Source organism: Streptococcus australis (assembly GCF_019930045.1).
Lineage (GTDB): Bacteria > Bacillota > Bacilli > Lactobacillales > Streptococcaceae > Streptococcus > Streptococcus australis_D.
This window is the reverse complement of the sequence record NZ_JAHZQQ010000051.1, coordinates 1-13041: the sequence shown is the minus strand read 5'-3', so window position 1 is coordinate 13041 and position 13041 is coordinate 1. Positions and strand designations below refer to the sequence as shown.

Annotated in this window: 10 protein-coding genes; all 10 read right to left on the bottom strand. The window is 43.2% G+C overall.

The annotated features are described in order from the left end of the window. Positions 1 to 132: 132 nt before the first annotated feature. Positions 133 to 2751, bottom strand: coding sequence for an alanine--tRNA ligase (alaS, locus tag K1J10_RS08850; RefSeq protein WP_223356905.1), 2619 nt, complete (start codon positions 2749 to 2751; stop codon positions 133 to 135). A 36-nt stretch (positions 2752 to 2787) separates the two neighbouring features. Next, positions 2788 to 3270, bottom strand: a complete 483-nt coding sequence (locus tag K1J10_RS08845) for an LURP-one-related/scramblase family protein (RefSeq protein WP_223356904.1) — start codon at positions 3268 to 3270, stop codon at positions 2788 to 2790. 290 nt (positions 3271 to 3560) lie between these two features. Beyond that, positions 3561 to 4502: a peptidylprolyl isomerase gene (locus K1J10_RS08840; RefSeq protein WP_223356903.1), complete on the bottom strand. Its 942-nt coding sequence runs from the start codon at positions 4500 to 4502 to the stop codon at positions 3561 to 3563. A gap of 77 nt (positions 4503 to 4579) precedes the next feature. Further along, complete coding sequence (locus tag K1J10_RS08835; RefSeq protein ID WP_223356897.1) at positions 4580 to 5293, bottom strand: O-methyltransferase; 714 nt, start codon at positions 5291 to 5293, stop codon at positions 4580 to 4582. Position 5294: 1 nt separating this feature from the next. Next, complete coding sequence (gene pepF, locus K1J10_RS08830; RefSeq protein WP_223356895.1) at positions 5295 to 7097, bottom strand: oligoendopeptidase F; 1803 nt, start codon at positions 7095 to 7097, stop codon at positions 5295 to 5297. Between the two features lie 69 nt (positions 7098 to 7166). Then, complete coding sequence (locus K1J10_RS08825) at positions 7167 to 8117, bottom strand: competence protein CoiA (RefSeq protein WP_223356893.1); 951 nt, start codon at positions 8115 to 8117, stop codon at positions 7167 to 7169. 154 nt (positions 8118 to 8271) lie between these two features. Beyond that, positions 8272 to 8826 (bottom strand): substrate-binding domain-containing protein, encoded by a 555-nt coding sequence (locus K1J10_RS08820; protein ID WP_223356891.1) that lies wholly within the window; start codon positions 8824 to 8826, stop codon positions 8272 to 8274. A gap of 139 nt (positions 8827 to 8965) precedes the next feature. After that, complete coding sequence (locus K1J10_RS08815; RefSeq protein WP_223356889.1) at positions 8966 to 10255, bottom strand: DUF1958 domain-containing protein; 1290 nt, start codon at positions 10253 to 10255, stop codon at positions 8966 to 8968. Between the two features lie 83 nt (positions 10256 to 10338). Next, positions 10339 to 11502, bottom strand: a complete 1164-nt coding sequence (locus tag K1J10_RS08810) for an MFS transporter (protein WP_223356887.1) — start codon at positions 11500 to 11502, stop codon at positions 10339 to 10341. 72 nt (positions 11503 to 11574) lie between these two features. Then, positions 11575 to 12909, bottom strand: coding sequence for a DUF1958 domain-containing protein (locus tag K1J10_RS08805; RefSeq protein ID WP_223356886.1), 1335 nt, complete (start codon positions 12907 to 12909; stop codon positions 11575 to 11577). Positions 12910 to 13041 lie beyond the last annotated feature (132 nt).

The following is a 13041-nucleotide window of genomic DNA, read 5'->3' as shown; positions in this document are numbered from 1 at the left end:
TTTGTGTGAATACTTACAGTTTACCCCAATGAAACGCTATGAGTTTTTTTGTTGCACTATATTTTACAATTTATCAAAGATTTAACAGTTTACCATACAAAAAGACCTACCCGAAGGTAGATCTCTTGTTGCTTACAATTTACCCGCTACGGCATCCAACAATTCTTGGATCTTGGCTTGGTTGCTTCCTCCTGCCATGGCCATGTCTGGTTTTCCACCACCACGTCCATCAACGATTGGAGCCAATTCTTTGACCAAGTTACCTGCGTGGATGTCTTTGTTCTTGCTTGCTACGAGAAGATTGACCTTGTCACCGATTGCTGCGACCAGAACAAGGACGTCTGAGTAGTCTTTTTGTTTCCAGTTATCCGCAAAGGTACGAAGGGCACCTGCATCTGATACAGAAACTTGGCTAGCAATGTAACGGTGTCCGTTTGCTTCTTGAACATGTTTGAAGACATCACCTGCCGCTGCTGCTGCAGCTTTTTCCTTCAATTCAGCATTTTCTTTTTGCAATTGACGGAGTTGTTCTTGAAGGCCTTCCACTTTGTGAGGAACTTCCTTGAGTTGAGGTGCTTTCAAGGTTGCTGCGACGGCTTTCAGAGCATCTTCTTGATCACGATAAGCTTCGAAGGCTTCTTTACCAGTCACTGCCAAGATACGACGAGTTCCTGATCCAATCCCTTCTTCTTTGACAATCTTGAAGAGGCCAATCTCAGAAGTATTGCCAACGTGGGTACCACCACAAAGCTCGACTGAGTAGTCACCGATGGTCACAACACGGACTTCCTTACCGTATTTCTCACCAAAGAGGGCCATAGCACCCATATCTTTAGCTGTATCAATATCAGTCTCAACAGTTTCCACTGCGATGGCTTCCCAAATCTTCTCATTGACTTGTTGCTCAATAGCACGCAATTCTTCTGGAGTTACTGCTTGGAAGTGGGTGAAGTCAAAGCGAAGGAATTCCACTTCATTAAGTGAACCTGCTTGAGTTGCATGGTGGCCAAGGATATTGTGAAGAGCCGCATGGAGCAAGTGAGTCGCCGTGTGGTTCTTCATGACACGGTGACGACGATTGCTATCGATGGCCAAAGTGTATTCTTGGTTCAAAGCAAGCGGTGCATGGACTTCAACAGTATGAAGAGCTTGTCCATTTGGTGCTTTTTGAACATCCGTTACAGTCGCTATCAGGTTTCCTGCAGCATCCAAGATTTGACCGTGGTCAGCAACCTGTCCACCCATTTCAGCGTAGAAAGGTGTTTCTGCAAAGATCAGAGATGCAGTTCCTTCTGAAACAGCTTCTACTTCAGCATTGTCAGCTACGATAGCCACCAACTTAGAAGACAATTGACTAGCATTGTAGTTGAAGATACTTTCTACAGTGATGTTTTGAAGGGTTTCATTTTGCATCCCCATAGATCCACCTTTGACAGCAGATGCACGCGCACGTTCTTGTTGTTCCTTCATTGCTGCTTCGAAGCCTTCACGGTCAACCGTCATGCCAGCTTCTTCAGCGATTTCTTCTGTCAATTCCACTGGGAATCCGTATGTGTCATAAAGTTTGAAGACGTCTTGACCAGCAATAACCGTTTGGCCTTTTTCTTTCAAGTCTGCTACGATACCTTGGGCAAAGTGTTGACCTGAGTGAAGGGTACGCGCAAATGACTCTTCTTCGCTCTTAACGATTTTTTCGATAAAGTCACGTTTTTCAAGCACTTCTGGGTAGTAGCTTTCCATGATTTTTCCAACAGTTGGAACCAGTTTGTAAAGGAAAGGCTCGTTGATGCCCAATTTTTGACCATGCATAGAGGCACGACGGAGGAGACGACGAAGGACATAACCACGACCTTCATTTCCAGGAAGAGCACCATCCCCAATCGCAAATGAAAGCGAACGGATGTGGTCTGCAATAACCTTGAAGCTCATGTTGTCGCCATCTTGGTCGTAGACCTTACCAGATAATTTCTCAACTTCACGAATGATTGGCATGAAGAGGTCTGTTTCAAAGTTGGTCTTAGCCCCTTGGATCACCGCTACCAAACGCTCTAAACCAGCGCCCGTATCAATGTTCTTGTGTGGCAACTCCTTGTACTCGCTACGAGGGACAGCTGGGTCCGCATTGAACTGTGACAAGACGATGTTCCAGATTTCGATGTAACGGTCGTTTTCGATATCTTCTGCGAGAAGTCGAATACCGATATTTTCTGGGTCAAAAGCTTCCCCACGGTCAAAGAAGATTTCTGTATCTGGTCCAGAAGGTCCAGCACCGATTTCCCAGAAGTTGTCTTCGATTGGAATCAAGTGACTTGGATCCACGCCCACTTCAATCCAGCGGTTGTAAGAATCTGTATCAGCTGGGTAGTAGGTCATGTAGAGTTTTTCTTTGGGGAAGTCAAACCATTCAGGACTTGTCAAAAGTTCATAAGCCCAAGTAATGGCCTCGTCACGGAAGTAATCCCCAATTGAGAAGTTCCCCAACATTTCAAACATGGTGTGGTGACGCGCTGTCTTCCCTACGTTTTCGATATCGTTGGTACGAATTGCTTTTTGCGCATTGGTAATCCGTGGGTTCTCAGGAATGATAGTTCCGTCAAAGTATTTCTTAAGAGTAGCAACCCCTGAGTTGATCCACAAAAGGGTTGGATCGTTTACTGGAACCAAGCTAACGGATGGTTCTACTGAGTGACCTTTGGTCGCCCAGAAATCAAGCCACATTTGGCGGACTTGTGCACTAGATAATTGTTTCATGTTTTCTCCTCTATTTATTGTTTTCTATTGATCGGCTTAGGAGCCATTCTCCATCATTTCTACATAGTCAATGGCAAGACACAAGGAAATCACGAGATTGGCATATTCCTCTTCATAGACGGATACCTGATAAGTCGACGTCAAGGTAAAGACTTGTTTGCTAATCTCTGCAACCAGCTGGTCGCGATCATCCAATAACTTGAAATCCAAATCCCAGATATTGCCTTCGATACGTAGTCCTAAATTAGAAATATCGTACTTATCACGGAGTAAAGTTAGTTTTTTACGGATGAAAAAACTGGAGCCATCCGCCAATTCTACAGTGAATTGGGGTAAGAGGCTAAAAGGCTTCTTCGTGATATGGCTGACCTTATGGCCTTCCACATCAAATACCGTAAAGGTTTTAGGAATCTTAAAAAATGAACCTTCTACCTGGTATTCCACCATTCCTAGATCATTTTTGATGTCAAAGCGTTCCCCTCCAAGTCGAAACTTTTGTTTGACCAGATACGTTTTCATCAGTTTCCTCCTGCAAATCCTTATGAAGACCTTTCTCTTATTAGAAAGGATCTCCGGTAGAAATGCTGAAAAAAAGACAAGCTCACTAACGAAGGGCGAAAAACCGCGGTACCACCTTCATTCAATGAACTTGTCATTCTTCATTCGATTATGTAATTGTTCTATTGAGTAGCAAAATCATTCCTCTTCCATGGCTCGCACCCCCGCCACTTCTCTGCATCTGATTCTAAATGATTTATTCTCAACTATCTCATTATACAGATAAATACAATGCTCGTCAACTAATATCCTTATTTAGAAGATGAGCTATCTTCTGTTGTTGCACCAATATTTTGCATGTATTGGTTGAAGGTTGCCTTGAAAGCATCATCTTTCACCTTGATATTGGCATTTGTCATTGCTTTGGCAATGATGCTACGGATAAAGTTGGCATCATTTTTACGTTCAGCCGTCAGAATTTCTTTCAAGCGTTTTTCGTATTTCTTCCAGTCAGATCCTTTTTCTTCCTTCTTAGTTACTTTAACGATATAGTAGGCACCAGCGCTTTTTTGACTAGCAGGATCAATAACGACATCTGAAATACCATTTACATCAAGCTTAGATGCTGCTTCCTTGACACGAGTTGGAACAGTTGTTGTTCCAGAGTCAAATTTGATTTCTCCACCCTTATCTTTGGTGCTAGCATCTGTAGAGTTTTCTTTGGCAATTTGTGCAAAGTCTGCGCCTTCAGCTTTTACACTTGCAAGAACTTCATTGGCTTTTTCTTCTGAATCCAATTTAATCACATTTGCAGTGATTTCTGGTGTATAGCTTTCAAAGGCTTTTTTATAAGCTTCGTCTGTCAACTCTTTTGAAATAGCTTGGTCAACTGCATACTCTAACAAAAGATTGCTACGGATTTGTTGTTTGTTGGTTTCTTCTGTTAAACCTTGTTGAGTGAGGTAGCTATTGAAGGCTTCACCCAATTGTTTTTTCTGCTCATCAACTTTTTTCTCAACATCTTTGTCTGAGACTTTTGAGCCGTATTCTTTTTCAAAGACTTTATTAATGGTCATTTGGAACAGGTATTGTTGGGCACCTTGGTTGTGTTTGATTTCATCATAGAAGTCACCAACAGTGATGGTATCCCCCTTCATTGTGACGATATCTTTGTCACTGCCACCTTTTGCACAAGCTGCTAGCGCTACGACTGATAAAAGGGTCACCGCTCCAGCTACAAATTTTTTCTTCATGTTTATTTCTCCATTCTAAAATTCACTGCTACTATTTTACCACAAATTCAACAGGATAACTTAAATAAGTCTAAAAGCTACTCTTCTGTCGGCAAAGAAATCTCTTCCTGATTTTTACGAATCATGAGAATGCCGTCACCGAGGGGGATCAGACTGGCTGTCAAGCCAGGATGGTCCAAAGTGGCGTCAAAGAGACGTTGCAAACCTCGGTAAATGGTACGTTGTCCTCTCCGTACATCCATAATATCACGCGCCACATCTCCTCCTTGGAAGATATCGTCCAAAATCACGACTCCCCCAACTCCCAATCGTTTGAGAACTTCTGGAAGAAAGACGATGTACTTAGACTTAGCCGAATCCATAAAAATCAAATCAAAGCATTGCTCAATATGCTCCAGCAGGTCCACCGCATCTCCCTCTAAGAGGGTGATTTGCTTGCGTTGATCAAAACGAGCAAAATTTTCCTTGGCAAAACCAATCATTTCCTCATTGCGATCAATGGTCATAATCTTTGCATCAGGCACTTGCTCCGCCATCAAGAGGGCCGAAAAGCCGATTGCTGTCCCGATTTCTAAAATAGACTTGGGCTGCATGGTCTGCAAAAAGAGACGAAAGAAAGCGACCGTTTCATGAGGGATAATAGGAATATTTTCCCGGCGAGCAAATTCTTCTAGCTCCTTTAAGGCATCCGTAACAGGTGCTTGGCGCTCCCGCATAAAGGAGACAATTTCCTCCTTCACAACCGGTCTGCGCATATTGTGGTTCGCATTTTTACTATAAGACTCAACCATCTTAGGCTAACCCTAATTTTTCAACCAGGGCCTCAAATTCATTGAGACGACGTTCAAAGACTTCAAAGGCTGCATGGAGGTAGTCTTCTTTTTCCATATCAACACCCGCCTTGCGGATCACATTGAGTGGATAATCCGAATTTCCAGCCTTCAAATACTCTAGGTATTTGTCCTTATCTTCTTGTGTTCCATGAACGATTTTCTCAGCCAAGGCAGAAGCTGCTGCAAAACCAGTTGAATATTGGAAAACATAGTAGTTATAGTAGAAATGAGGAATACGAGCCCATTCGTATTGGATTTCTGGATTGTCTTCTTTTGAAAGGCCATAGTATTTCTCGTTCAAGTCCGCATAGAGCTCATTCAAGAATTCGCTGGTCAAGACTTGTCCTTCTTGATCTGCTTTATGAATGGCATGCTCAAACTCAGCAAACTGGGTTTGACGGAAGACGGTACCACGGAAACCATCCAAGAAGTGGTTGAGAATAGCAAAACGGGTTTCATCATCTTCTACTTCTGCCAACAATTGCTCGGTCAAGATATTTTCATTGGTTGTGGAAGCAATCTCAGCAAGGAAGATCGAATAGTCCCCATAGACATAAGGCTGAGTTTCACGGGTATAGCTGGAGTGCATACTGTGACCAGTCTCATGCACCAAGGTGAAGAGATTATCCAATGTATCTTGCCAGTTCAACAACATAAAGGCATTGGTGTCATACGATCCACCTGAATAGGCACCTGAGCGTTTTCCTTGGTTGACATGAACATCGATCCAACGTTCAGTGAAGGCGCGCTTCACGCGGGATAGGTAGTCATCACCAAGCACCGCCAAAGCTTGCTCAGACTTGGCAAGGGCTTCTTCATAGGTGAACTTGTAATCGGTAGAAGATAATGGTGTGTAGACATCATACATCTTCAAATCTTCAATTCCCAAGATTTTTGAGCGGAGTTTCACGTAGCGTTGCAACAAAGGCAAATGCTTATTCACTGCTTCTACTAGACTATCATAGACGCTTTCTGGGATAAAGTTAGCAGAAAGAGCTGCCTCACGCGCGCTTGAGAATTTGCGAACCTTGGCATTGTAATTGTGAACCTTGACGTTGGTCTGAAGGGTCTTAGCATAGGTATGTTGGTACTGTTCGTAGACACCATACAAGGCCTGGTAAGCTTCCTTACGGACTTGGCGATCCTTAGATTCTACCAAAGAAATATAGTTTCCATGGGTCAACTGTACTTCTTGTCCTTGGTCATCCTTCACCATCGGGAAGACGATATCGGCATTGTCCAAAATCTCAAAGGTTTCACCTGCCGCAGCAAAGATTTCACCCGCTCCTGCTAGCAACTCTTCTTCTTTTTGAGAGAGAACATGCTCTTTGGTTTTTAGCAGTTTATCAAAGTAATGAGCATAGGCTTCTAAGGCAGGGGCTTCTTTCAAGAAGTTAGCATATTGCTCTTCGGTGATCTCCATAAATTCTGGTTCGTAGAAGGCAAAGGTCTCCCCTAAAAGGCTGTAAAGGGACATCGCTTTTGATTGGAATTCTTGGTATTTGGCTACGCGTGTGTCCTGGTCATTCTTCATATGGGCGTAGACATAGACCTTCTCCAAACGACGGCTCAAGTCCAAATAAACTTCTGTGGTTTCTAATAGGTTGGCTGGAGAAGACAATAAAGAACCTGCAAAATGGGCAGCATCTTTAATGGCTGCAGCTAAAGCAGTTGCTTCTTCCTCCCAAGCTTGGTCTGTCGCAAAAATGGTCGACAAATCCCACTGGTATTTTTCATCAATTTCATTTCGTTGTTTTACCATTACAAAAATCCTCCAATGCTTCTATTCTATCACAATATTACCATTTGGTGGGATTTGTTTCACGGAAATTTAAGCTTTCCCATTCTGATAAAAACGAGGTGAATAAAGAGTCTGAGTTTCTTTCATTCCAGTTCGACGATAGTAGGTCATAAAGTCCTGATAATAGCTCCGCCAATCTCCCCTAATCTGGATAAAATGGGAAGACTTCAGTGGACGACAAAGTGGATAAAAGGCTTCCAAATCTAAGTCCAGAAGATGCTTTCCTTTCAGATAGAGTTGTTCCTGAAGGGCCATCCACTTAGGATGCCGGTAATACAACCGCTGACGAAGATAGTCCTTAAACTGTCGATCTAGAGGGACCGTCATTCGTTGCAAGCCTTGTTGGGCATAAGGGGTCCGCAAAACTTCTAATAGGCTTCTTCCATAAAAAGGAAAATGTTGAGTCCGATAATGAAGACGCCCTCGCAAGTCTTGATGAATGAGATAGTGGAGCCGAACTTCTTGCTGTTCTAGGTCCAACTCCCAGAGATGAAAGCCCCTATTTTGGCTAAAATAGACAAAACCTTCTTGCAGAGCTGACAGGCTTTTCTTGAGCCATAAGTTTTTCCCCAATAACCAATAAACTTGATAACCATGCATGCGATAGGCATCACTCCGTTCTTTTAAACGCTCCATAGACAAGGAACTACATTGCACTTCTAAGGCAATCTTTTGATCTGGAAGGAGAACATCCGCAATCTGTTGAAGAGCCTGCAAAGGACTTTCCACTTCAGCTTGGGTATTTTGTTTGGCCCATCGATAAAGCTCCAACTTTAACTCCAAATGTTCTGGACTCTCCGTTTCATGACGGAAGGGACAAGCCTCTAGGTTGACGTGAGCAAAATGAGGACGCTTCACTCGCCCTTTCTTTAAGCGGACTTCCTTTCCACACAGGAGACAGACAAAGGGACCATTTCTTTTCATCGGAACCTTCTCCAAACAATTCCAACGCTGTTGCTTTGCATCAGCCGCAATAAACATGTCATCACCTCCACTTATATAATTCGTAACCGAAGACGCTTATAATAGAAGAGAAAGAAAAAAGGAGCCAAGCTCCTTTTTTAGATATGATCCTACTTACATATAAAGCGAAGGTTCATCCATCCTAGACAAGACTTTATATAATGTCCCCCGCTTACTGATCTGACTCATTCGTTTTCTCGCCTGATGCCGGATCTTGACTTTCCGCTGATGGGGAGGTCCCATTTTCAGATGCTTCAGCTTGTTTTCGAGCCGTTTCGAATTTTTCGACAATGCTTGCACGAGTATCTTCCGGAACATCGGTGTCTTCAGACCCTATCGTATCCATGGATTCATTAAAACGGGCCTTGCTCGTTTCCATTTTCTCCTTCAAGTCTTTCAGATAAGTCTCATAGGTCTCTTTTGCAGAGCCCGTGAGTGATGCTCCTGCTTCCTCCGAATGAGCAACTGTTCGGTCCATCATCAAAGCATAGAGAGCTTTAAAATCCCCAACGGTTCTGGCATTTTCAAGTTCCTCATCTGTATACAAAACAAAAGGAGATTCTGAGGATCCTTTCAAACTGGTCACTTTCTTGCTCTGAGAGGCCCTAGAAGACTGGGCTGTTCCCTGAACTGACTTTTCACTGGACGAGGTCCCTTCTTGATTTGAGCAGGCTACTAGCCCAAGCACTCCCATTAAAGCAACCATTGTTAACAGTCTTTTTTTCATTCAATCTCTCCTTTTTATCATTCCATTACCATTCTAGCATCAAGCCCGGTTGCCGTCAATTCATACCTGTCCCCTGATTCTTTAAAAAAAGACCAGAGATCAGTCTATCTCCGGTCTATCGATTTATTTGGAAATCTTCTTATCTTCTCTTATATCTCACGTTAAAGAAAATTCTTAAGAAAATAAAAGGAAGGAAGCAAAAGAGCCACATTGGATCCCAGCCTTTTTGACGACTACTCGTAGTCTTCTGATGGGGCGCTTCTACGGCGCTTACAGCCTGCGTTTGCTGAATGGACGGAGAAACAGTTTGCAAGCCATTTGCGATTTGTAGTTGGCCATTTTGAACACTGATCTCTGGATTGGTCCCTCTTTTCACTGTAGCATAGAAGGGTTTGTCTAAGTGATAGGTTTGGCCCTGAATCGTGTGATCCCCCGCAGGCAGCACCTCTTTGTATTCATAATCCTGATATAGTCTTTCAATCAGGGCATTCCCAATGACGTGGCGAAGACTTTCTGCAATCTCTACATCATAGTTACCGACTCCCATAATGACTTGAACAAATCGCTGATTTCCACGATTAACCGTCAAGGTGTAATTATAATCTGCTGTCGGACTAGAGCCGGTTTTTAGGCCATCTGCTCCCTTTAAAGAATATCTTCCACCTTCCAAGGAATAATTATAATTTTCATGGGTTTCTTCATAATCTGTACCTTGGAAGAGAGTTATCTTGGCATTTTTAGTATAGTTGAGAATTTCAGGGAACTCGTTAACTATGTGATAGGCCAAAATAGACATATCTCTTGCGGTTGTTTGGTTAATGGCATTTTGATCATAGCGGGTCGGATTATAGTAGCCATCTAAGACTGCAGTTGGGGCACCATTAGGATTGTTCCACTTGGTATTGGTCATTCCAATTTCCTGGGCCCGCTGGTTCATCAAATCCAAGAATTTATCTGGATCTCCTCCCGACACCTTATTGGCAATCATGATGGTCGCAGCACTGGATGAAGGAACAAAAATCATATTTAGGAGGGTCGATACCTTGTATTGAGCACCCGCCACAATGGGACTATTGCTCAACTTCTGATTTTGAGAAATGATCACATCCGTATCCGTCGCTGTAATCAGGGTATCATAATCCAGCTGCCCTTCTTTAATAGCTCTCAGAAGAACATAAACAGACATCAATTTAGCCATACTACCCGAGTCACGAGGAGCATCAATATTATCACCATAAAGAATAGCTCCTGTATGAGCATCAACGACAATATCAGCCTTGGGACGGAAAAATTCATCCACCGAAGTCCCAGATTTTTCTGTGATCGACATGATATCTTCTTGTTGGTAAAGATCATCTGCCTTTGCTAGCATTGGGAAACATAGGCAAGCAAGGGAAAGTGTCGCAAATAAGGCACGTTTAAACTTCATTCTCTCTCATTTCTTTCATAAACATCATCGTTCTCCATTATAGCATAAGTCCTTCTATTCACAAACTCTATTTCCTAAACTTTTTACTCCTTCGTGTTCCCAAAGAGACCTGGAGATTTCCCTTTTGGCATCTTTAAAAAGAGGCTTAGTAGAAGGACGAGGACTAGGACAGCCACCAAGAAGTAACTCATCATTGAAAATCCTCCGTGATCCACAAAGAAAGCTGCTAGCGGTTGCAAGAGAATGGTACCAAGATAGCGGACTCCTTGTACAAGAGCCATAGCTAAGACTAGATCTTTCTTATCCACCTGTTGGGAGATAAAACGCAAGGAGACCATGATCAAGACCATCCCTGTCGTATGCTTAGCCAAGAGGGTGACCAGCACTTTTAAGAAGACCGGACTCGGAAGAGCATAGATAAAATACTGGAGCAAGAGGATCCCCACAGGAAGCAAGATTAGTAAACGCAAGGGCCAATGGTCCATAAAACGGTCTGAAAAAAAGATGAGGGGCGCTTCTACAACAACAGATAGGGCCACAACCGTAGAGGCTATCTGAACAGGAAGGCCACTATCCATCAAGAGAGCTGGAATATAGGTATGGCCAATATTCCCCACGCCCGACACAAGCCCCATCAGTAATAGGAAAAAGAGATAGGGTCCATTATGGAGCAAAGGACGGATCGAGACAGCTTCTTTCTGTACCCGATTGGTCTTGGAAATACGGATAGCCCCTAAAGTGAAGAAACTAAGAAGGATCGTGACCAATACACAATAGTATACAGACTGGGGGCTAAGATGAGCATAGAGCCAACCAGCTAGGTGGGCTCCAGCCGCATACCCTAGCGTCCCCCAAACGCGGATTTTTCCAAAAGCATAGGGACTCTGGGTAGCTAAAATCTCCATCATGGGAGCCGTCCCATTTAGACACAGTAATACCAAGCCATAAAAAATCGTCAACCAAAAGAAGTTAGGGGCCCAGATAAAGCCACCCACTCCTGCCAAGAGGACTCCTAAGCTCAAGGTCGTGATTTTAACAATGCCAAATCGTTCATTGATATAACCAAATAAGGGCTGGGTAAGCATGGATAGGAAAAAGGCTGTCGACACCAAATTAGATACCTGACTGGCTGAATACTGCTGGCCTATCAGATAGACAGAGATTAAAGTCGTAAAGAGGGCCGTCGACATGAAGTAAAAACTATATAAAAATAAATAAGCAGGATAGGAATTTCGAAATGCTTTCATAAGTTTCCTTTCAACATGAGAAATAAAAGGCAATGACAAAACCCAACTGGATTTCAGTTGAGTTTTGATCAGTTATTTTTTGTAGCGATCCTGAGCCTTGCGCGCCCGTTCTTTGCGATGAGCTCTTTCTAAATACAGAATCATAGCAAGAATGAAAATTGGAATCAGAATGACCAGGCTTTCAAGAGGAAAATGGGAGGATTTCTCTCTAGCTGGGGCCGCCGTACTTTGGGAATCCGATTGACTCACTGCTCCTTCTTTGACTGGAAGTCCATCAGAAATCTTTTCTGATAGGGTCATCAAGCCTGAATCCGCCTCAACCTGTCCATCTTTGACAACGAGTTTTGGATTCTCTTCTCCCTTTTTGACCGTGGCATAGAAAGGTTGATCCAGTGTGTAGGTCTTTCCATCAATCGTCTGAACACCCTTGTCCAACAACTTCTTATAACGATAATCAGCAAAAGCCTTTTCAATCAAGGCATTACCAAATGGATGTCGATAGTATTCACCATCCTGGTCGGACCAATCACCAACACCCATGACTACGGAGATAATTCGTTGCTCCCCCCGTTTAGCGGTTGCGATATAGTTAAAGGCACCACGTGGACTCGAACCTGTCTTCAGACCATCTACTCCTTCAAGAGCATATCTAGCTCCTGGCAAGGAATAGTTATAGGTATCAAAAGTCTCCTCATAAGGCGTTCCTTGTTTTACGGTCACCTTAGCCTGATTGGTATAACTAAGGATCTCTGGATATTCTTTCACGAAATGATAGACGAGAATCGCCAAATCTCTTGCAGTTGTTTGGTTGGCCGCATCATTTGGATAGTTATAACTGGTATATAAACCTTGGAAGGTTGAAATGGCCGCTCCACTCGGATTGTTCCAAATGGTATTGGTCATCCCCAACTCCTTGGACTTTTCGTTCATCCGCTGAATAAAGGCATCCGCATCGTGGTTAGAAAGGAGATTGGCCAACATAATCGTAGCTACATTGGAGGATGGAACAGCCGTCATGGTAATCAATTCAGAGACCGTATAGTCCACACCTGCAACGATGTTATTGTTGGAAATCTCATAGATTTTTGACATGGATTGATCCGCAGCTGTTGCAGTGACAACCGTATCTTTGGTAATTTTTCCCTCTTTCATGGTTTCGAAGAGCAGATACAGGGTCATGAGCTTACTCATACTTGCTGGATCCCGCACTTCATCAATATTGTCTCTCCACAAAACATCCCCGGTATTCGCATCGATGACGAGAGAAGACCTTGGTCGGTTATAGGCCTGCACATGATCATTGGGATACATTTTTTGCGCCATATCCACTAGCTCATCCGCCGCGATCGACAGAGGGCGGAGTAGAGTTAGAATGACGATTCCTAAAACGAGCAACTTCTTTTTCAAAATATATTTTCCTCAAATATAGAATTTTATCTTATTGTACCATACTTCAATCTATAAAAAAACCCCAATTGTCAAGTCAAGTGCAACAAAGTCATTCCTCTGATTAAGCGAGTGTTCTTCCAGCTGTTTGAG